This is a genomic window from Burkholderia sp. BCC1047, assembly GCF_902833155.1.
GTDB lineage: Bacteria > Pseudomonadota > Gammaproteobacteria > Burkholderiales > Burkholderiaceae > Burkholderia > Burkholderia sola.
The window spans coordinates 95319-115579 of sequence record NZ_CADFEH010000015.1; the positions used below are offsets into that span (position 1 = coordinate 95319).

Sequence of the window (20261 nt, forward strand, 5' to 3'; positions counted from 1 at the left end):
CGGGCGGGCCGGATCTTCCGTCAACGGCTCCCCGGCTCAGCTGCGCTTGACGCGATAGACAGCAAGACTACCACGCCAGTTCGCTCCCCATCGAATCGGCTGGCCTTCGTGCAGCACGACGCGGTCGAGGATCGTCACGCCCACTTCGGGCGCGAGCGCCTCGAAATCCTCGATCGTCAGCACCCGCACGTTCGGCGTGTTGTGCCACTGGTAAGGCAGCGATTTCGACACCGGCATCCGGCCGTTCAGCACCGACAGCCGGTGCGGCCAGTAGCCGAAGTTCGGGAACGACACGATGCACTCGCGGCCGACGCGCGCCGTTTCGCGCAGGATCGCGGCCGTCTGGTGGATCGTTTGCAGCGTTTGCGACAGGATCGCGATGTCGAAGCTGTGGTCCTCGAACAGGCGCAGGCCGTCCTCGAGGTTCTGCTGAATCACGTTGATGCCGTTCTTCGCGCTCGCGAGCACGCCCGCGTCGTTCAGTTCGATCCCGTAGCCGGTGACGTCGAGTTCTTCCATCAGCAGCGCGAGCAGCGAGCCGTCGCCGCAGCCGAGGTCGAGCACGGTCGAGCGCGGCTCGACCCAGCGCGCGATCGTGCGGAAGTCCGCGCGCGCGGACAGGGAATTCAGCGCTTGCTGGTTCATGCTCCTACCTCGTTGGCGATTCGTTCGTAATACGCGCGGATCAGGTTGTGATAGCGCGCGTCGTCGAGCAGGAACGCGTCGTGGCCGTGCGGCGCATCGATTTCCGCATAGCTGACCGTGCGTTTGTTGTCGAGCAGTGCCTTCACGATCTCGCGCGAGCGTGCGGGCGCGAAGCGCCAGTCGGTCGAGAAGCTCGCGATCAGGTATTTCGCCTGCGTCTGTGCGAGCGCGGCCTTCAGGTTGCCGTCGAATGCCTTCGCCGGATCGAAGTAGTCGAGCGCGCGCGTGATCAGCAGGTAGGTGTTCGCGTCGAAGTAGTCGGCGAACTTGTCGCCCTGGTAGCGCAGGTACGACTCGACCTCGAACTCGACGTCGAAGCTGAAGTTGTACGCATCGAGCGCGCCGTCGGCACGGCGCAGCGCGCGACCGAATTTCTCGGCCATGTCGTCGTCGGACAGGTACGTGATGTGGCCGATCATCCGCGCGACGCGCAAGCCGCGCTTCGGCTTCACGCCGTGCGCGTAGTAGTCGCCGCCGTGGAAATCGGGATCGGACAGGATCGCCGAGCGCGCGACCTCGTTGAACGCGATGTTCTGCGCGGACAGCTTCGGCGTCGATGCGATGTCGATGCAGTGCGCAACGCGTTCCGGATACATCAGGCTCCACGCGAGCGCCTGCATGCCGCCGAGGCTGCCGCCCATCACCGCGGCGAAGCGCTCGATGCCGAACGCGTCGGCGACGCGCGCCTGCGCATGCACCCAGTCCTCGACGGTGACCACCGGGAACTTCGCGCCGTACGGCTTGCCGGTCGACTGGTCGATGCTCATCGGGCCGGTCGAGCCGAAGCACGAGCCGAGGTTGTTCACGCCGATCACGAAGAAGCGGTTGGTGTCGAGCGGCTTGCCCGGGCCGACCATGTTGTCCCACCAGCCGGTGCTGCGCGGATCGTCCGCGTAGACGCCGGCGACGTGGTGCGACGCGTTGAGCGCGTGGCACACGAGCACCGCGTTCGAGCGCGCGGCGTTGAGCTCGCCGTACGTCTCGACGACGAGCTGATAGTTGCCGAGCACGCTGCCGCTTTGCAAGCGCAGCGGTTCGGCGAAGTGCATGGTCTGTGGAGCGACGATGCCGATCGATTCCATTCGTTCCGCCTTATGACTGGGCGGCTAAACGGTGTCGGCGATGCGCGGAGGCGAAGGTGCGCGGCTGACGACCTCTTTAGCCGCATTTGTAGTGAACCGCCGGGGGACGACGCGTGACGCATCAAAAGCCCCGGCCGGTTCGCGCGCCCGCAATCGAGTCAGCAAATCGGCGCGCTTCCGACCTGCCGCCAGAGGGGGCGGCAAGTCGGCAAAGTATAGCGGAAATTGCGAAGGCCGGATTCGGCGCGTGGCCGGGCGTACCGTCACGCGTCGGTCACTGCAGGATCAACCTCAAATGCGCATCGGCCTGCTCGCCCGGCGGCTTCTGGAACCCGCCCTTCGCGAACCGGTGCCACCTGCCGATCACATAACTGACGAGCAGGCTCGCCCGCGCGCCGGGATCGTAGTCGGCAGGCAGCACGAACGGCGTCGCGCCATCGGGCGCTTGCGCCTCGGTACGCGCAACCCGCAGGCATTGCTTGACGGTCGCCTCGATCCGGTCGAGCAACTGGTTCACGCGCTCGGTCAGCCGCTCGTCCTCGCCGACCAGCGCCTCGCCGGTCAGCACGCGCGTCATGCCCGGGTTCTTCGCGGCGAAATTGAGCATCGTCAGCGCAATCGTGCGGGCCTGCAGCACGCCGTTCGGCTCCTTCGCGACGATCTGGTTGACGAGCCCGAACAGCGCCTGCTCGATGAACTCGATCAGCCCTTCGTACATCTTCGCCTTGCTGGTGAAGTGCCGGTACAGCGCGGCTTCCGACACGTCGAGCCGGGCCGCGAGCGCGGCCGTCGTGATTTTCTCGGGTTTCGGGGCCTCGAGCATCGCCGCGAGCGTCTGCAGGATCATCACGCGGCGCTCGCCCGGCTTCGGGCGCGGGCGGGACGGCGTGGCCTTGTCTTCCGTTACGGCTTGGTCCTGCGGGTAAGTCGGCTGCATTTTTGTCGCCCCGATCGTGTGCCCAGTCGCAGCGATTTTAACGAACGAATGCGCTGGTCGACATAATGCGGGCGTCCGGTCGCCGGCAGATGGCCGGGCAGGTGGCCCGTGATCCATACCGTGCGGATGCCCAGACGCTTGTAGCGCTTCAGATGGCTGCGCGTATCCTCGACGAGGATCGCGTCGGCGAACCGCGCGTGCGCGGCGCGCAGCGTCCGGCGCAGCATCGTGTGATCGGGCTTCGCGCGCCACGCGCGGCGATCGCGCATGTGCTCGATCGCGATCACGCGCTCGAACAGCCGCTCGATGCCCAGCTCGCGCAGCACCGCGCGCGCGTAGTTCTCCGGCGCGTTGGTCAGGATCAGCTTGCGGCCCGGCAGCGCGGCGACGATCCGCGCGAGGCCGCGCTCGGCGCGCACCATCGCGGGCAGATCGGAAAACGTATGGACCACGCGCAGGAAGTCGTGCGGGTCGATCGGATGATGGCGCGCGAGGCCGAGCAGCGCGGCGCCGTAGCGCTCGGTGTAGCCGTTGCGCAGGCGGTCGGCTTCGGCGTGCCCGACCTGCAGCGCGTCGACGATGTATTGCGTCATCGCACGGTTGATCTCAGGAAAGATCGCGTGCGATGCGTGGTGCAGCGTGTTGTCGAGGTCGAACAGCCAGACGGGCGCGCCGGCGCGCGGCCGGCTGCGGGAGATGCGCCGGCGTCGCAATGACGCCGGCAGGTCGGTGCGGGAGGGCGGGCGGCGCGCGCTCAATGCGAGCGGATCATCGTGCCGAACGGCTGCTCGGTCAGGATCTCCAGCAGCACCGAATGCTCGATCCGGCCGTCGACGATGTGCACCGACTTCACGCCGCTCTTCGCGGCGTCGAGCGCCGACGAGATCTTCGGCAGCATGCCGCCGGAGATCGTGCCGTCCTCGAACAGCGCGTCGATCTCGCGTGCGGACAGGTCGGTCAGCAGGTTGCCGTCCTTGTCCATCACGCCCGGGATGTTGGTCATCATCAGCAGCTTCTCGGCGTTCAGCACCGTGGCGAGCTTGCCCGCGACCAGATCCGCGTTGATGTTGTACGACAGGCCATCTTCGCCGAAGCCGATCGGCGAGATCACCGGGATGAACGCGTCGTCCTGCAGCGCCTTCACGACCGCCGGGTTGATCGCCTCGACTTCGCCGACCTGGCCGATGTCGATGTACTGGCCCGGGTTGTCGCGGTCCGGCATCAGCAGCTTGCGCGCGTGGATCAGGCCGCCGTCCTTGCCCGTCAGGCCCACCGCGTGGCCGCCGAAGTGGTTGATCAGCATCACGATGTCCTGCTGCACTTCGCCGCCCAGCACCCATTCGACGACTTCCATCGTCTCTTCGTCGGTGACGCGCATGCCCTGGATGAAGGTGCCGGCCTTGCCGATCTTCTTCAGCGCGTGATCGATCTGCGGGCCGCCGCCGTGGACGATCACCGGATTGATGCCGACCAGTTTCAGCAGGATCACGTCGCGCGCGAAGCCCTGCTTGAGCCGCTCTTCCGTCATCGCGTTGCCGCCGTATTTGATGACCACGGTCTTGCCGTGGTAACGGCGGATGTACGGCAGCGCCTCCGCGAGGATTTCTGCTTTCAGCGTGGGGGCGATCTGCGAGAGGTCGATGGGCTCGGACATGGCGGCGGCTCTGGCTGGGAACGGTTGAAACAGGCCGAATTGTACAGGAGTGGCGCAGCGCAGCATCGGGTTTTTGGGCCGGGCGGAACACGGTCGGCGCGACGCGGCATCGCACGCGGCGGCCCGCCGGCTATGGCGCGGCGCGATTCGGGCGGTACCGTGCCGGTGCTGCCAGCGGGCGGACGCACGCGTGGTTGCGCCGCACCTCGGCCCGGCGGCCAGCGTGCAAAATTCAGCCGCCGCGCTATGCTTGTCGCGTGGGGCGATGTCCCGCCCGTTTCCGCGATTGCGCCATGACCGATTCCGCCGCCGACGCCCGTTCCGCTCCGCGCCGCGCGCGTTGCCCGCACTGCGGGCGCGGCTTCGACTGCGGTGCCGGCACGCAGCCGTTCGACTGCTGGTGCGCGTCGATGCCGGTGCCGCCCGGCGGTACGCCGCCGGCGGCCGGCGGGCGGTGTCGATGCCCCGAGTGCCTGGCCGACGAGATTGCGAAGCGCATGGCCGGCGCGGCCGGTTGACGGTGTCGCGGTGTCGCGCCATGCACGCGCGTCGCCCGTTCGTGCGCGCGGATCCGGCCCCGCTGGAGGCGCCGGGCGCTAAACGGGTAAACTGCCCGGATGCAACGAATCACCACCACCGGGCGCGTCAACCTCAGTCACCTGTTCTGGCTCCGCAATCTCGCGATCATCGGCCAGCTCGTGACGATCGGCGTCGTGCAGACCTATTTCGGCGTGTACCTGCCGTTGCCGGCGATGCTGATGGTCATCGCGCTCGAAATCGTTTTCAATGCGCTGACCTGGGTGCGCGTGCTGCGTGCGCGGCCCGAGACCAATTTCGAGCTGCTCGGCCAGCTGTGGGTCGACCTCGGCGCGCTGTCCGCGCTGCTGTTCCTGTCGGGCGGGACGACCAACCCGTTCGTGTCGCTGTACCTGCCATCGCTCGCGATCGCGGCGGCCGTGCTGCCGTGGCACCTGATGATCTGGCTCGCGGCGTTCGCGGTCGCCTGCTACGCGGCGCTCGGCTTCGATTCGGTGCCGCTCAACATGGACAACCCGGCGAACCTGTTCGATTACTACCGCACCGGCATGTGGGCGAACTTCATGGTCAGCGTCGGGCTGATCGCGTGGTTCGTCGCGCGCATGTCGAACGCGCTGCGCCAGCGCGACGCGGCGCTCGGCGAGGCGCAACAGCACTTGCTGCGCGACGAGCGGGCCGTCGCGCTCGGCGTGCAGGCCGCCACCGTCGCGCATGAAATGGGCACGCCGCTGTCGACGATCGCGATGCTCGCCGAGGAATTGCGCGACGCGGCGCGCGCCGATCCGGGGCTCGCACGCTACGAGGCCGACCTGAAGGTGCTCGAGGAACAGATGTCGCTGTGCACGTCGGCGCTCGCGCGCCTGCGCAGCCGCGCGAGCGCGCCGGCGAGCCGCCAGCCGGTGGACGACTGGCTCGACACGTTCGTCGAGCACTGGCGCCTGCGGCATCCGCACGTGCAGTTCGAGCTGCTCGGCGCGCGCCCGGCGGGCGTCGCGCTCGACGATACGGTCGCGGCCGGCCAGATCCTGACGATCCTGCTCGACAACGCCGCGCGCGCGAGCCCGCAGCGCGTGACGCTCGCGGCGAAGGTCGCGCATGGCGGCACGGCCGACGAAATCGAATTCGAGGTATGCGACGACGGGCCGGGCATTCCGGCCGCGCTGCGCGAATCGCTCGGCGCGATGCCGGTCGACAGCACGCAGGGCGGGCACGGCGTCGGCCTGTATCTGGCGTTCAGCGCGGCCGCGCGGCTGGGCGGCGAGATCGAACTGTCCGACGTCACGCCGCGCGCGGCGGGCGGCAACGGGCGGGCCGGCGGTGCGGCGAATGGCCACGCGGCGGCCGCATCGGGACAACGCGCGGGTGCGCGCACGGGCGCACATGCAGCCGAACGGCCAGCCGGCACGCCGGACAGCCGCGCGGCCGGCGCGCCGGCCGGGCGCGGCACGCGGGCCGTGCTGCGCCTGCCGGTCGTGCGGGTCGCGCTGCCGGCGGCCTCAACCAACACGTAGACGGAGAAACCACATGAGCGAGAACAATTTCCTGGTGATCGACGACAACGAGGTGTTCGCGGGCACGCTCGCGCGTGGCCTCGAGCGCCGCGGTTACGCGGTCCAGCAGGCGCACGACAAGGAGGCGGCGCTGCGGCTCGCGGCGGGCGGCAAGTTCCAGTTCATCACCGTCGACCTGCATCTCGGCGAGGATTCGGGGCTGAGCCTGATCGCGCCGTTGTGCGACCTGCAGCCCGATGCGCGGATCCTGGTGCTGACCGGCTACGCGAGCATCGCGACCGCCGTGCAGGCCGTGAAGGAGGGCGCGGACAACTACCTCGCGAAGCCTGCGAACGTCGAGTCGATCCTGGCCGCGCTGCAGACCAACGCGACCGAAGTGCAGGCCGACGAGGCGCTCGAGAATCCGGTCGTGCTGTCGGTGGACCGGCTCGAATGGGAGCACATCCAGCGCGTGCTGGCCGAGAACAACAACAACATTTCGGCGACCGCGCGGGCGCTGAACATGCACCGCCGCACGCTGCAGCGCAAGCTCGCGAAGAAGCCGGTCCGGCAGTAAGCGGCGCACCAGCGAAAACGGGCGGCCCCCGACGAAAGGGGCCGCCCGTTTTTCATCCGGCGCCGCGCGCGTTACAGCACGTAGCGCGACAGGTCTTCGTCCTGCGCCACTTCGCCGAGCGCGCGGTCGACATACTGCGCGTCGATCGTCACGCGCTCGCCGGCGTGGTTGCCGGCCGAGAACGACACTTCCTCGAGCAGCTTCTCGATCACCGTGTACAGCCGGCGCGCGCCGATGTTCTCGGTTTTCTCGTTGACGGCGAACGCGATCTCGGCGAGGCGCCGGATGCCGTCGTCGGCGAATTCGAGCTGCACGTCTTCGGTCGCGAGCAGCGCCTGGTACTGCTTGACGAGGCTCGCGTCGGTCGCATCGAGGATCGCCTCGAAATCCTCGACCGACAGCGAATCGAGCTCGACGCGGATCGGGAAGCGCCCCTGCAGCTCGGGAATCAGGTCGCTCGGCTTCGCGAGGTGGAACGCGCCGCTCGCGATGAACAGGATGTGATCGGTCTTCACCATCCCGTACTTCGTGTTGACCGTCGTGCCTTCGACGAGCGGCAGCAGGTCGCGCTGCACGCCCTGGCGCGACACTTCGCCGCCGCTGCCTTCGTTGTTGCGCGACGTGATCTTGTCGATCTCGTCGAGGAACACGATGCCGTTCTGCTCGACGTTCTGCACGGCCTTCGTCTTCACTTCCTCTTCGTTGAGCATCTTCGCCGCTTCCTCGTCGGTCAGCAGCTTCAGCGCTTCCTTGATCTTCACCTTGCGGCGCTGCTTCTTGCCGCTGCCGAGGTTCGAGAACATCGAGCGGATCTGCTCGGTCATCTCTTCCATCCCCGGCGGCGCCATGATGTCCATGCCGACCGACGGCTGCTCGAGGTCGAGCTCGACTTCCTTGTCGTCGAGCTGGCCTTCGCGCAGGCGCTTGCGGAAGGTCTGACGGGTCGCGTTGTTGTCGTCGTTCGCGTGCCCGGCATTGCCGCCGAAGCCCACCGCGCGCGGTTGCGGCAGCAGGATGTCGAGGATGCGGTCTTCGGCCTGGTCGGTCGCCTTGCTGCGGACCTTGCGCATTTCGGATTCGCGCGTCTGCTTGACCGAGATCTCGATCAGGTCGCGCACGATGCTGTCGACGTCGCGGCCGACGTAGCCGACTTCGGTGAACTTGGTCGCTTCGATCTTGATGAACGGCGCGTCGGCGAGCTTCGCGAGGCGGCGTGCGATTTCGGTCTTGCCGACGCCCGTCGGCCCGATCATCAGGATGTTCTTCGGCGTGATTTCCTGACGCAGCGGCTCGGCGACCTGCTGGCGGCGCCAGCGGTTGCGCAGCGCGACGGCGACGGCCTTCTTCGCCTTCGCCTGGCCGATGATGTGCTTGTCGAGTTCCGAGACGATCTCGGCAGGGGTCATGGTGCTCATGGGGCTGTCCTTACTCGATCGTTTCGATGATGCGGTTGTGGTTCGTGTAGATGCACATGTCGCCGGCGATCCCGAGCGACTTCTCGACGATCTCGCGCGGGGACAGCTCGGTGTTCTCGACCAGCGCGCGGGCCGCGGCCTGCGCGTACGCACCGCCCGAGCCGATCGCGCAGATCCCGCCTTCGGGGTCGAGCACGTCGCCGTTGCCGGTGATCACGAGCGTGGTGGTCGCGTCGGCCGTGATCAGCATCGCCTCGAGGCGGCGCAGCATCCGGTCGGTGCGCCAGTCCTTTGCGAGCTCGACGGCCGCGCGGGTCAGGTTGCCCTGGTGCTTCTCAAGCTTCGCCTCGAAGCGGTCGAGGAGCGAGAACGCATCGGCGGTGCCGCCCGCGAATCCGACCAGCACCTGGTTGTTGTAGATCCGCCGCACTTTCCGCGCGCCACCCTTCATGACGATGTTGCCGAGGGTTACCTGGCCGTCGCCGCCGAGCGCGACCTGGTCGCCGCGCCGGACTGAAACGATGGTCGTGCCGTGAAATTGCTCCATCTGCGTTCCTTGAGAAAAACGGGGAAGAGTCGGGCGGCGCGATGCGCCGCCGCGTGAATCCGCAGTGCGCCGGGGAGCGGCCCGGCGCGCGTCCGTTTCATTTTAGGGCGGGCGCCGGGATATCAAGAGGGGAAGGCAAATCGGCCGGCGGCCGGGAATCGGTGCCGGAAAAACAAAAAGCGCGCGGCAGGCCGCGCGCTTTCGGGAAGCAGCGTGTTTGAGCGGAACGCCGCCCGATCAGTCGCCGAACAGCTTCTGGCGCAGCTCGCGGCGCTCCTGCGCCTCGAGCGACAGCGTGGCGGTCGGACGCGCGAGCAGGCGCGGAATGCCGATCGGCTCGCCGGTTTCCTCGCACCAGCCGTAATCGCCGGAATCGATGCGGGCGAGCGACTGCTGAACCTTCTTGAGGAGCTTGCGTTCGCGATCGCGCGTACGCAACTCGAGCGCGTGCTCTTCCTCGATCGTCGCGCGGTCGGCGGGATCGGGGACGATCACCGTCTCGCGCAGGTTCTCGGTCGTCTGGCCTGCATTCTTGAGGATGTCCGCCTGCAACTGTTCGAGCCGATTTTTGAAGAAGGCGAGCTGATCCTCATTCATGTAATCCTTGTCGCTCATCTTCAGGATTTCGGCTTCGGTCAAGAGTTTCTTCGTCATCTGCTTGCTTCTTCAATGTGCGGCAAATCAACAGATATTGCCTGCACTTTGGGATTACCCGCAACCGCGTTTGCATTCATTTGCGATTTGCCGCCGCGGGGCCGAAAGCCTCTGGAAAACCGGTTCTCAAATACCAGGATAGGCCTGGCGCGGAGCTGTGCGCGCTGCGAACCGGTGTGCTGCGCGGCACATCGCATCGGCCGCGGCCGGGAGGCGGATGGGCGATCCGGCGCGGTTGCGATGCCCGGAAAACTGGTTCAGCAAGAACCGGGCCTGTTTGTTGCCGTACTCCAGCGGGCACGTATTGTAACTGAATCGCAAGCGGGCGCCGTATCGGGTCGATCCCCGTCGGCTGCGCCAATATCTAGAAAATATAACGCGCAAATCGCGAAAAAGCGATGACGGCGAAACCCTGCCCGAAAAAGGCGCCGCGCGGCGGCCGCCACCGCCCGGGCTGGCGGCCGAGCAGCGAGGCGCGGCGGGCGCCCGCGCGGGTCACGCGAGGCAGGCGTCGAGGCCGTCGGTGATCAGGTCCTGCGGCAGGTCGACGCCGATGAACACCATCTTGTTGGTCTTCTTCTCGACCGGCAGCCACTTCGCCGCAAGGTCGCTGCCCATCATCTGGTGCACGCCCTGGAACACGACCTTGCGGTCGACGCCCTTCATGTACAGCACGCCCTTGTAGCGCAGCATCCGCTCGCCGTAGATCTGCAGGATGCCGCCGAGGAAGTCTTCCAGCTTGTTCGGGTCGAACGGGCGGTCGTTGCGGTACACGAACGACTTGATCTTGTCGTCGTGGTGCGCGTGGTGGTGGTGATGATGGTGGCCATGGTCGTGATCGTGCGCGCATTGACCGTGATCGTGGTCGCAATTCGCGTGATCGTGATCATGGCCGTGATCGTGGTGATCGTGCGCGTGATCGTCCTCGGCGAGGAAATCGGGATCGATTTCGAGCTTCGCGTTCAGGTTGAAGCCCCGCAGGTCGAAGATTTCCTTGATGTCCGCTTCGCCGAAATTCACGACCTTGATCGCGGCCTTCGGGTTCATGTGCATCAGGCGGTGCTTGAGGCCCGCGACGGTCTGGTCGTCGACGAGGTCGGACTTCGTGATGAACAGGCGGTCGGCGAAACCGACCTGGCGCTGCACCACTTCGTGTTCGTCGAGCTGCGCGTTCGCGTGCTTCGCGTCGACCAGCGTGATGACCGCGTCGAGCAGGAAATCGTCGGCGATTTCGCTGTCGATGAAGAAAGTTTGCGCGACGGGGCCCGGGTTCGCGAGGCCGGTGGTCTCGATCACGATACGGTCGAAATCGAGCTTGCCTTCGCGCTTCTTCGCGGCCAGATCGCCGAGCGCGCGGGCGAGGTCGCCGCGGATCGTGCAGCAGATGCAGCCGTTGCTCATCTGGATGATCTGCTCGTTCGAATCCTGCACGAGGATTTCGTTGTCGATGTTCTCTTCGCCGAACTCGTTCTCGATCACGGCGATCTTCATGCCGTGCTGTTCGTTCAGGATGCGCTTGAGCAGCGTCGTCTTGCCGCTGCCGAGGAAGCCGGTAAGGATGGTGACGGGAGTGGCCATGTCGGTCGCCTGTGGTTCGTGAATCGGGGTCAAAACCAGGATGTGCGTCGCGCCCTCGCGCTGCGAGCCGGGGCGCACAACCATCCATTGAAACATACCTGTCAAGTCCCCGCCCGTCGTCCGGACGACAGGCGAAAGCGCGGGCCCGACAGGCGGGGCCGGCGGACCGGGGTGTCCGCCAAGATCGGGGCGATCAGACGATTTGCAACAGCAGGCCCTTCAGATATTCGCCTTCCGGGAACGCGGCGAGCAGCGGATGATCGACGCCCGCGCCGAGCCGTTTCAGGATGCGCGCGTCGACCTTCGCGTCGGCGGCCGCGCCCGCGACGATCTTCTGGAACAGGTCCATGTCGATCGCGCCCGAGCACGAGTACGTGAACAGCAGGCCGCCCGGACGCAGCAGCTTGAAGCCGCTCAGGTTGATGTCCTTGTACGCGCGCGCCGCGCGATCGACGCTGTCGCGGGTCGGCGCGAACTTCGGCGGATCGAGCACGATCAGGTCGAAACGCTCGCCTTCGTCGACGAGGCGGCGCAGCGTCTTGAACGCATCGGCGTCGAGCCAGGTCGCGCGTTCGGCGTCGAAGCCGTTGGCCACGACGTTCTGCTGCGCGAGCGCGAGCGCATCGCCCGACGAATCGATCGACACGACGCGTTTTGCGCCGCCCTTGAGCGCCGCGAGCGAGAAGCCGCCCGTGTAGCAGAAGCAGTTCAGCACGTCGCGGTCGGCCGCGTACTGCGCGACGAGCGCGCGGTTGTCGCGCTGGTCGACGTAGAAGCCCGTCTTGTGGCCGTTCGGCACGTCGACGTGATAGCGCACGCCGTTTTCGTTCGCGATCAGCGTCGCGGGCGGCGCGTCGCCGGCCAGTACGCCGGTTGTCTGTTCGAGCCCTTCCTTGTCGCGGATCGACACGTCCGAGCGCTCGTACACGTTCGGGCAGCCGGTCGCGCCGGTGAGCGCCGCGACGATCGCGTCCTTCCACGCTTCGACGCCCGCGGCCATGAACTGGCAGACGAGCTGGCCGCGCGGCGCCGCGCCGGCTTCGGCGGTGTCGGCGACGTAGTAGTCGACGATCAGCCCCGGCAGCCCGTCGGCTTCGCCGAACACGAGCCGCACCGCGCCCGTGTCCGACACCATCGTCGTGCGGTGCGCGACCGCACGCTGCACGCGGCGCTTGAAGAACGCGTGATCGATCGGCTCGTGCTCGTCGAAGCTCCACACCCGCACGCGGATCTGCGACTGCGGGCTGTACGCGCCGCGCGCGAGGAAGCGGCCGTCGTGCGCGCGCACGAGCACGGTGGCGCCGGGCGCGGGCTTGCCGTCGACGCGGTCGATCGCATTGGCGTAGATCCACGGATGGCGGCGCAGCAGCGATTTTTCCTTGGACGGCTTGAGGGTGACGGTTTGCATGATGAGATCGAAATGGGCCGCGCGCGACGCCGGCCGGTGCCGGCCGCCGCGCGCGGCGGGTAACACGGGGCGCGCGTCAGTCGCGCTTCTTCGCGCGCGGATGCGCGCTGTCGTAAATCTTCGCGAGATGCTGGAAGTCGAGCGACGTATAGATCTGCGTCGCGGCGACGCTCGCGTGGCCGAGCAGTTCCTGCACCGCGCGCAGGTCGCCGCTCGACTGCAGCACGTGCGTCGCGAACGAGTGGCGCAGCACGTGCGGGTGGACGTTGGCGGGAATGCCGGCGGCGAGCGCCGCGCGCTTCACGCGCTCGCGCACGACGCCCGGCGACATCCGGTTGCCGCGCACCGACACGAACAGCGGATGCGGATCGTGCTTCACGAATTCGTCGCGCACCGCGAGCCACGCGTTCAGCGCGTCGATCGCCTTGCGGCCGACCGGCACCTTGCGCTCCTTGTTGCCCTTGCCGCGCACGGTGACTTCGGCTTCGGCAAGGTCGAGCCAGCCGGCCGAGCGGTAGCCGTCGGCCTGCGTGTACCGGACGTCGAGCCCGACCAGTTCGGCAAGGCGCAGCCCCGACGAATAGAACAGCTCGAGGATTGCGTGGTCGCGGATGCCTTCGGTCGTGTCGGGCAGCGGCGTATCCATGAGCGTGACCGCATCGTCGACCGACAGCGCCTTGGGCAGCGATTTCTCGCGTTTGGGCGCGCGGACCCCGGCGACGGGATTCGCGGGCATCTCGACGCGCTGCGCGAACCAGCGATAGAACGCACGCCATGCGGAAAGCCGGTGCGAGATCGAGCGCGCGGACAGCCCGGCCGCGTGTCCGCGCACGACCGCGCCGCGCATGTCGGCGGCGGTCAATGCGTCGAGCGGCCGGCCGGCCGCGAGCTTCTTCAGTTCGTCGAGTTCGTGCGTGTACGCGCGCAGCGTGTGTTCCGACAGCTGCCTGACGTGCTTCAGGTTCGACAGGTAGGCGGCGATCGGATCGTCGGTCATCGCGTGCGGCGGATCAGTGCGGCAGCAGGCGCGTGAGCGCGGCGCTCGCGAGCGTCGCGATCTGCGCGAGGAAGTCGGTCGCCATCCCGTCGTGGAAGCGGCGCGGATCGGGCGAGCCGAGCACGAGCAGGCCGAACGCGGGCGCGTCGGTGCCGGCGAGCGGCGCGCGCAGCGCGAGCAGCGCGACCGATGCGGCCGCACCGTCGGCCGCCGGCGCGGCTTCGGCGCCTTCCGCCGCGCTCGCGGCCGGGGCGGCGAGCGCGGGGGCGAGCCACTGGGCAGCCTCGAAGCCCGTGTTCGCGCCGCAGTACGGCGTCGACAGGCCGTTCGTGAACAGGCGCACTTCCTCGCCGACCTGGCGCGCGAAATCGGCTTGCGCGTAGGTGTCGGCGACGTCCCATACGCGCAGCGCCGTCTGCGGCACGTCGAACACGTCGGCGATGCCGTCGGCGATCGTGCGCGGCAGCGCGTACGGATCGCGCTCCGCGATCACGCGCGCGGTCCAGCGGCTGAACTTCGCGGACAGGCTGTCGTTCTCGTGGCCGTAGCGCACGAGTTCGGCGAGCCGGCGCTCGAGATGCTTGTTCTTGTCGCGCAGCATTTCCATCTGCCGCTCCTGCAGCGAGATCGCGGCCTTGCCGTGCGGGTTCGCGAGACGGATCGTCGCGAGCAGCTCGGCGTGCTGCGCGAAGAATTCGGGATTGGCGAGCAGGTAGTCGGCGACTTCGCGATCGTTCATGTGGCTGGCGCGTTCAGTTATCAAGGACGTTGCAGGGTCAGGCGGTCAGGTCGATCTCGCCTTCGAACACGGTCGTGGCGGGGCCGGCCATCATCAGCGCGGCGGCTTCGTCGCGCGCGCCGTCCCAGCCGATCGTCAGCGTGCCGCCGTGCGTGTGCACGGTCACCGGCGAATCGAGCAGGCCGCGCCGGATGCCGGCCGCGACCGCCGCGCACGCGCCGGTGCCGCACGCGAGCGTCTCGCCCGCGCCGCGTTCGTATACGCGCAGCTTCACTTCGCGGCGCGACACGATCTGCATGAAGCCGGCGTTCACGCGCTGCGGGAAGCGCGCATGGCGCTCGATCAGCGGGCCTTCTTCCAGTACCGGATACGCTTCGACATCGTCGACGACCTGCACCGCGTGCGGGTTGCCCATCGATACCGTCGAGATCCAGCGCGTCGCGCCGCCGACGTCGAGCGGCCACAGCGTGTCGTTGCCTTCCTTGCGGGCGTCGAGCCCCGACGCGCCTGGACCGGCCGTCTCGAACGGCACCTGCGCCGGCGCGAACACGGGCGCGCCCATGTCGACGACGACTTCGCCGTTCTCCTGCAACGTCAGCGTGATCAGGCCCTTCATGACCTGCACGCGCACGCTGCGCTTGTCGGTCAGGCCGCGGTCGCTGACGAACTTCACGAAACAGCGCGCGCCGTTGCCGCAGTGTTCGACCTCGCCGCCGTCGCAATTGAAGATCCGGTACTTGAAATCCGCGCCGTCGACGGTCGGTTTCTCGACCAGCAGCAACTGGTCGGCGCCGATGCCGAAGTGGCGGTTGGCGAGCGCGCGCACCTGCGCGTCGGTGAGCGGCGGCAGCGCGCGCGAGTAGCCGTCGAGCACGACGAAGTCGTTGCCCGCGCCGTGCATCTTGGTGAACGAGAGTTTCACTGGGTCCGGAATTCCATGGCGAACAAGGCGGTCGGCACGACACGGACGGCCGGCGGCCATGCCGGGCGGCCTCGTTCGTCGTGCTGATCTCAACCGCAAATGATACATGCAGCCGACAGGGGCGTCCTGCGCGGGGACGGGGTTTCGGGTCCCGGCTGCGAACCGGGTGGGCGGCATATGTCGATTGGTCGACTGGTCGGGTACGTGGCGAGCAGACAAATTGGCGTGGCGTAGCGCGTGCAACGGAGGCGGGACTGGCGATGCATGCTCGAACACACGACGAAGGTATGAGGTGACCCGGACGAACGTTTTCGTACTGGTCAGATTGACGAGGAAATCAAGTGATTCGTATAGTGTGGCTATACGCATTCGAGCCATGCTGTCGACGTCGCGCTCGAGTGTGGGAGGTCCATGATCAAGTCATGGGTACACAAGGGACTGGAAGCGTTTTTCGTCACCGGGAGCAAGGCGGGTATTCGGCCCGATCATGCGCCCAGGCTGCGGCGCATGCTGGCGCGTCTCGATGTCGCGGCCACGCCGCACGACATGAATGTGGCCGGCTGGCGTTTTCACGGCCTCGTCGGCGGGCTGGACGGATATTACGCAGTCGGCGTCAACGGCAACTGGCGGCTGACATTCCGATTCGAGGGCCCCGACGTCGTTCTGGTCGATTACTAGGACTACCACTGAGGTGATTCAAACGATGACCCGCATCTTCAATCCGCCCCATCCGGGCGAAACGCTGCGCGACGACGTGCTGCCGGCGCTCGGCCTGAGCGTTACCGAGGCTGCGTCGCAACTCGGCGTGACACGCGCCGCGCTGTCGCGGATCCTGCACGGCCATGCCGGCATCTCGCCGGAAATGGCGTTGCGGCTCGAAGCGTGGCTCGGCGAGGAAAACGGAGGAAGGGCCGATCTGTGGCTCGCGCAGCAGTCGGCCTACGATTTGCGGCAGGCGCGCGCGAAGGGCGCGCCGAAGGTGGCGAGAGCGCGGGCGCGCGCATGACGGCGCACCCGCGACCGTCTCGCGGCAGGGTCAGTACAGGCTCGGTTCGCCGGGCGGGCGCGTCTTGAAGCGCTTGTGCACCCAGTAGTACTGCTCGGGCATCAGCGGAATCTGTTCCTCGAGGAATGCGTTCATCCGCCGCGCGTCGAGATCGTCGTCGCCGGTCGGGTAGTGATCCCACGGCTTGAATACCTTCAGACGGTAGCCCTTGTAGTTCGGCAGCACCTCGCCGATGAACGGCACGACCTGCGCGCGGCCCGTCTTCGCGAGCCGGCCGACGGCCGTCAGCGTGCAGGCCGGCACGCCGAAGAACGGGACGAACGTCGAGTTGCGCAGCCCGTAGTCCATGTCCGCGCCGAGCATCACCGGCTTGCGGTCGCGCAGCCAGCGCAGCACGACGCGCGCGCTGTCCGCGCGGCCGACCATCTCGGCGTCGAAGCGCCCGCGCGCCTGCTTCGCCTCTTCCTCGAGCACCGCATTCGAGAACGGCTGGTACAGCGATCCGCAGCGACGCTGCAACGACCGGTTCAGCCAGATCGAACCGGCTTCGATGCCGACGAAGTGCAGGCCGAGGAACAGCGTCGGCGGCAGGTCGGGGTCGGTGAGATCGACCGCGCTGTCGACCTGGATCAGCTTCGCGAGCTTCTTCTCCGAGCCGAACCACTGGACGCTGCGCTCGACGTAGCTGCGGATCGCATGACGGAAATGCTGGCCGGCCACTTCCTCGCGCCGCGCGTCGCTCCAGTCGGGGAAGCAGAGTTTCAGATTCGTATGTACGATGCGCTTTCGCCGGCTGGGGATCTGATACAGCAGCCAGCCGAGGCCATCGCCGAACCGCGCGGTCAGACCGTACGGCAGCAGGGCGAGCAGCTTCAGCAAGCCGATGGCGAGGTGCGTGCCGAGGCGGCCTAGCATGCGGAATCTCCGTAGGGCCGGCTGGCCGGCACGTTGCGAACAGGGTGGTAAGACAGCGGAAGATGCAGCACGGGCGGCGCTCTGTGACAATTCAGGAAAGCCGCTATAATACGGGCTTCGCCGAGTTAACTGACAACTTGCGGGGCGAAGCCGGCTGGCGCGACACACGCTGCCCGGTCCTGGTAATCCGCTAAAGCGTCGCCGCTTCAGGCCCAACGAAGCTGGCTACGTGAAACCAACCGTAACCACACAGGAGCCTGAAAAAGTGGCAAACGATTATCTCTTCACGTCCGAATCCGTCTCCGAAGGCCATCCGGACAAGGTCGCGGACCAAATCTCGGACGCGATTCTCGACGCCATCCTCGAGCAGGACAAATACTCCCGCGTTGCGGCCGAAACGCTGTGCAACACGGGTCTCGTCGTGCTGGCCGGTGAAATCACCACGACGGCGAACATCGACTACATCCAGATCGCGCGCGATACGATCAAGCGCATCGGCTACGACAACACCGACTACGGCATCGACTACAAGGGTTGCGCGGTGCTCGTCGCGTACGACAAGCAGTCGCCGGACATCGCGCAGGGCGTCGATCGCGCACACGACGACAACCTCGATCAGGGCGCGGGCGACCAGGGCCTGATGTTCGGCTATGCGTGCGACGAAACGCCGGAACTGATGCCGCTGCCGATCTACCTGTCGCACCGGCTCGTCGAGCGCCAGGCCAGCCTGCGCCGCGACGGTCGCCTGCAATGGCTGCGTCCGGACGCGAAGTCGCAGGTCACCGTCCGCTACGTCGACGGCAAGCCCGATTCGATCGACACCGTCGTGCTGTCGACGCAGCATGCGCCGGACATCGAGCTGCCCGCGCTGCGCGAAGCGGTGATCGAGGAAATCATCAAGCCGACGCTGCCGGCCGAGCTGATCAAGGGCGACATCAAGTTCCTCGTGAACCCGACCGGCCGGTTCGTGATCGGCGGCCCGCAGGGCGATTGCGGCCTGACCGGCCGCAAGATCATCGTCGATACGTACGGCGGTGCCGCACCGCACGGCGGCGGCGCGTTCTCGGGCAAGGATCCGTCGAAGGTCGACCGTTCGGCTGCGTATGCGGGCCGCTACGTCGCGAAGAACATCGTCGCGGCCGGCCTCGCGTCGCGCGCGCTGATCCAGGTGTCGTACGCGATCGGCGTGGCCGAGCCGACCTCGGTGATGGTCAACACGTTCGGCACGGGCCGCGTGTCGGATGCGGTGATCACGAAGCTCGTGCGCGAGCATTTCGACCTGCGTCCGAAGGGCATCATCAAGATGCTCGACCTGCTGCGCCCGATCTACGAGAAGACCGCAGCTTACGGCCACTTCGGCCGCGAAGAGCCGGAATTCTCGTGGGAAGCGACCGACAAGGCGCTCGTGCTGGCCGAAGCGGCCGGCGTGGAGCCGACGGCACGCGTCGCGTAAGCGTCGTCCGCCTGAAATGAAAAACCCCGGCCAGGCCGGGGTTTTTTTACGCGTTTCGATCGCCGGCGTAACGGCGGCGATCGGCGCGGGCCGTGCCCGCCGGGCGCCCGCTCAACGCGCGCCGAACCCGAACCAGCCGTTGCTGGCCGCGAGGCGGCGCGGGCGGTTGATGCGGCGCTGCGGGCCGAGCTTGCGGCGCAGCGCGAGCGCGCGCAGCGACGACGGCTTCTGCAGCAGCGAGCGCAGGCCGGCGCGGCGAGCGAACGCCTGCGCGCTCATCATCGAGAAAAACGCGTGGAACCACGCACGGATGCCGTCCAGGCGGCTGTGCGGGTGGGTACGTTCGGCCAGCGCCTGCGTGCGTGCGCGATGATGGCGCAGCGAGCGGACAGGAGCGGGCGACACGACGCGCTTGGCAGCGCGGTTGAAACGGGAAGTCAGACGGAATGGCATGTGAACGATGCTTCGCTTGTATGGGTGGCGCCCTGCAGAGCGCACTGGTATGAACGGCCTCGGACGACGCAACGGATCTTATCGAAACCCGTTGCGCGCCGCGCCCGCAGAATTGACAGGCCGCGTCAGGCTACAGGGGATTCGTGACGCGCAAAAGTCGCGATAAACCCTTGTGCCGCAAGGCGTGTGCCGCATACCGCCTGTCGCTGAGGCAGGCGCCGCGTCGCACAGTTCCCTTGCGCTGGATCAAATCCGCGATTGGCATGCCCCTGCGCACGACAATGGCGCTGTTCGCGGTATCCGGCGCCGATTTACAATCGTCACATTCACACAATAAACGTCTGGCATCCCATGTCGTCTCCATTGCAGTCGGAATCGATCCGCGCGCAAGTCGCGGAATTGCGCGAGCGCGGCTTCGTCGTCGCGCGCGGCCTCGTCGGCGAAGCGCAGTGCGCGGCGCTCAGGCAGATCGCGGAGCGCCAGTTGCGGGAGGCCGCCGAGCCGATCGAGTTCGAGGCCGACCTGCGCTATCCGGGCGCGCCCGAGTCGAAGCATGCGCCGGGCGGGCATACGGTGCGACGGCTGCTCGATGCGTATTCGCGCGATCCGGCGTTCGCCGCGCGCGCGATCGCGCCCGAAATCGGCGCGTGGATGCGCGAGTATTTCGGTGAAGAGCCGGTGCTGTCGCGCGCGCATCACAACTGCATGATGACGAAGCACCCGGCGTACGGCAGCCTGACCGGCTGGCATCGCGACTTCCGCTACTGGGCGTTCGAGCGCCCGGACATGGTCTCGGTGTGGCTTGCGCTCGGGCCGGAAACCAACGAGAACGGCGCGCTGTGGCTGGTGCCGGGTTCGCATACGGCCGAATTCGGGCCGGAAGCGTTCGACGACGCGAAATTCTTCCGCAGCGATCTGCCGGAAAACCGCAGGATGATCGACGCGGCCACGTGCCCGTCGCTGCAGACGGGCGACGTCGTGTTCTTCCACAGCAACACGCTGCATTCGGCCGGGCAGAACCGTTCCGACCAGGTGAAGTTCTCGCTCGTGTACACGTATCACGGCGCGAGCAACCGGCCGCTGGCCGGCACGCGCTCGGCGTCGAAGCCGGAAGTGCAGTTCTAGGCGCGGATTCGGCGACGCCGCGATACTCGGGCGATGCAGCGCATCGCGGGCGAATGAAACGACGGGC

At 67.2% G+C, this 20261-nt stretch carries 22 protein-coding genes; 7 read left to right on the forward strand and 15 right to left on the reverse strand.

Annotated features, from left to right (window positions below; all coding sequences use genetic code 11):
* Nucleotides 1–36: 36 nt before the first annotated feature.
* The 5 genes from metW to argB form a co-directional block, all read right to left on the reverse strand.
* Nucleotides 37–645 carry a methionine biosynthesis protein MetW gene (gene metW, locus HWX55_RS17370; protein WP_006755281.1) on the reverse strand — a complete coding sequence of 203 codons (609 nt, stop codon included), beginning with the start codon at nucleotides 643–645 and terminating at the stop codon, nucleotides 37–39.
* On the reverse strand, nucleotides 642–1787 hold the full coding sequence (locus HWX55_RS17375) for a homoserine O-acetyltransferase (protein WP_175976605.1): 1146 nt from the start codon (nucleotides 1785–1787) through the stop codon (nucleotides 642–644). The genes metW and HWX55_RS17375 overlap by 4 nt, the downstream gene beginning before the upstream one ends.
* 274 nt (nucleotides 1788–2061) lie before the next feature.
* The gene (gene slmA / locus HWX55_RS17380) at nucleotides 2062–2724 is read right to left on the reverse strand and encodes a nucleoid occlusion factor SlmA (RefSeq protein ID WP_175976606.1); all 663 of its coding nucleotides are present in this window, start codon (nucleotides 2722–2724) and stop codon (nucleotides 2062–2064) included.
* The gene (locus HWX55_RS17385) at nucleotides 2691–3482 is read right to left on the reverse strand and encodes a pyrimidine 5'-nucleotidase (RefSeq protein WP_175976607.1); all 792 of its coding nucleotides are present in this window, start codon (nucleotides 3480–3482) and stop codon (nucleotides 2691–2693) included. The genes slmA and HWX55_RS17385 overlap by 34 nt, the downstream gene beginning before the upstream one ends.
* Nucleotides 3479–4378, reverse strand: coding sequence for an acetylglutamate kinase (gene argB, locus HWX55_RS17390; RefSeq protein WP_006490510.1), 900 nt, complete (start codon nucleotides 4376–4378; stop codon nucleotides 3479–3481). Before argB ends, HWX55_RS17385 begins: the two co-directional genes overlap by 4 nt.
* Before the next feature lie 293 nt (nucleotides 4379–4671).
* On the opposite strand from argB, the gene HWX55_RS17395 reads away from it, so the two are divergent.
* The 3 genes from HWX55_RS17395 (at nucleotide 4672) to HWX55_RS17405 (ending at nucleotide 6982) form a co-directional block, all read left to right on the forward strand.
* Nucleotides 4672–4896 carry a cysteine-rich CWC family protein gene (locus HWX55_RS17395; RefSeq protein ID WP_175976608.1) on the forward strand — a complete coding sequence of 75 codons (225 nt, stop codon included), beginning with the start codon at nucleotides 4672–4674 and terminating at the stop codon, nucleotides 4894–4896.
* A gap of 99 nt (nucleotides 4897–4995) precedes the next feature.
* Nucleotides 4996–6426, forward strand: coding sequence for an ATP-binding protein (locus HWX55_RS17400; RefSeq protein WP_175976609.1), 1431 nt, complete (start codon nucleotides 4996–4998; stop codon nucleotides 6424–6426).
* Between the two features lie 13 nt (nucleotides 6427–6439).
* Nucleotides 6440–6982, forward strand: a complete 543-nt coding sequence (locus HWX55_RS17405) for a response regulator transcription factor (protein ID WP_021156278.1) — start codon at nucleotides 6440–6442, stop codon at nucleotides 6980–6982.
* A 71-nt stretch (nucleotides 6983–7053) separates the two neighbouring features.
* On the opposite strand, the gene hslU is transcribed toward HWX55_RS17405, so the two are convergent.
* From hslU to dapF, 8 genes are all read right to left on the reverse strand, one after another.
* Nucleotides 7054–8397 carry an ATP-dependent protease ATPase subunit HslU gene (hslU, locus tag HWX55_RS17410; RefSeq protein ID WP_175976610.1) on the reverse strand — a complete coding sequence of 448 codons (1344 nt, stop codon included), beginning with the start codon at nucleotides 8395–8397 and terminating at the stop codon, nucleotides 7054–7056.
* Between the two features lie 10 nt (nucleotides 8398–8407).
* The gene (hslV, locus tag HWX55_RS17415) at nucleotides 8408–8944 is read right to left on the reverse strand and encodes an ATP-dependent protease subunit HslV (protein ID WP_047899301.1); all 537 of its coding nucleotides are present in this window, start codon (nucleotides 8942–8944) and stop codon (nucleotides 8408–8410) included.
* Between the two features lie 237 nt (nucleotides 8945–9181).
* Nucleotides 9182–9598 carry an RNA polymerase-binding protein DksA gene (dksA, locus tag HWX55_RS17420; protein ID WP_006477498.1) on the reverse strand — a complete coding sequence of 139 codons (417 nt, stop codon included), beginning with the start codon at nucleotides 9596–9598 and terminating at the stop codon, nucleotides 9182–9184.
* A gap of 495 nt (nucleotides 9599–10093) precedes the next feature.
* The gene (locus HWX55_RS17425) at nucleotides 10094–11176 is read right to left on the reverse strand and encodes a GTP-binding protein (RefSeq protein WP_175976611.1); all 1083 of its coding nucleotides are present in this window, start codon (nucleotides 11174–11176) and stop codon (nucleotides 10094–10096) included.
* Nucleotides 11177–11369: 193 nt separating this feature from the next.
* Nucleotides 11370–12584, reverse strand: coding sequence for a class I SAM-dependent rRNA methyltransferase (locus HWX55_RS17430; protein WP_175976612.1), 1215 nt, complete (start codon nucleotides 12582–12584; stop codon nucleotides 11370–11372).
* 76 nt (nucleotides 12585–12660) lie between these two features.
* The gene (gene xerC, locus HWX55_RS17435) at nucleotides 12661–13581 is read right to left on the reverse strand and encodes a tyrosine recombinase XerC (protein WP_089488909.1); all 921 of its coding nucleotides are present in this window, start codon (nucleotides 13579–13581) and stop codon (nucleotides 12661–12663) included.
* Between the two features lie 13 nt (nucleotides 13582–13594).
* Nucleotides 13595–14320 (reverse strand): DUF484 family protein, encoded by a 726-nt coding sequence (locus HWX55_RS17440; protein ID WP_175976613.1) that lies wholly within the window; start codon nucleotides 14318–14320, stop codon nucleotides 13595–13597.
* Nucleotides 14321–14357: 37 nt separating this feature from the next.
* Nucleotides 14358–15302 carry a diaminopimelate epimerase gene (gene dapF, locus HWX55_RS17445; RefSeq protein WP_175976614.1) on the reverse strand — a complete coding sequence of 315 codons (945 nt, stop codon included), beginning with the start codon at nucleotides 15300–15302 and terminating at the stop codon, nucleotides 14358–14360.
* A 351-nt stretch (nucleotides 15303–15653) separates the two neighbouring features.
* On the opposite strand from dapF, the gene HWX55_RS17450 reads away from it, so the two are divergent.
* Nucleotides 15654–15920, forward strand: coding sequence for a type II toxin-antitoxin system RelE/ParE family toxin (locus HWX55_RS17450; RefSeq protein WP_175976615.1), 267 nt, complete (start codon nucleotides 15654–15656; stop codon nucleotides 15918–15920).
* A gap of 25 nt (nucleotides 15921–15945) precedes the next feature.
* Nucleotides 15946–16248: a HigA family addiction module antitoxin gene (locus HWX55_RS17455; RefSeq protein WP_175976616.1), complete on the forward strand. Its 303-nt coding sequence runs from the start codon at nucleotides 15946–15948 to the stop codon at nucleotides 16246–16248.
* 30 nt (nucleotides 16249–16278) lie between these two features.
* Here the strand turns inward: HWX55_RS17455 and lpxL are convergent, their stop codons facing one another.
* The gene (gene lpxL, locus HWX55_RS17460) at nucleotides 16279–17163 is read right to left on the reverse strand and encodes a lauroyl acyltransferase LpxL (RefSeq protein ID WP_175976617.1); all 885 of its coding nucleotides are present in this window, start codon (nucleotides 17161–17163) and stop codon (nucleotides 16279–16281) included.
* Between the two features lie 265 nt (nucleotides 17164–17428).
* On the opposite strand from lpxL, the gene metK reads away from it, so the two are divergent.
* Entirely contained in the window at nucleotides 17429–18616 is a 1188-nt protein-coding gene (metK, locus tag HWX55_RS17465) for a methionine adenosyltransferase (protein WP_175976618.1), read from the forward strand.
* A gap of 111 nt (nucleotides 18617–18727) precedes the next feature.
* Here the strand turns inward: metK and HWX55_RS17470 are convergent, their stop codons facing one another.
* Nucleotides 18728–19069 (reverse strand): hypothetical protein, encoded by a 342-nt coding sequence (locus tag HWX55_RS17470; RefSeq protein ID WP_124593520.1) that lies wholly within the window; start codon nucleotides 19067–19069, stop codon nucleotides 18728–18730.
* A 351-nt stretch (nucleotides 19070–19420) separates the two neighbouring features.
* Here HWX55_RS17470 and HWX55_RS17475 point away from each other — a divergent pair, with 351 nt between their 5' ends.
* A complete protein-coding gene (locus HWX55_RS17475; RefSeq protein WP_175976619.1) occupies nucleotides 19421–20194 on the forward strand; it encodes a phytanoyl-CoA dioxygenase family protein in 774 nt (257 codons plus the stop codon).
* Nucleotides 20195–20261 lie beyond the last annotated feature (67 nt).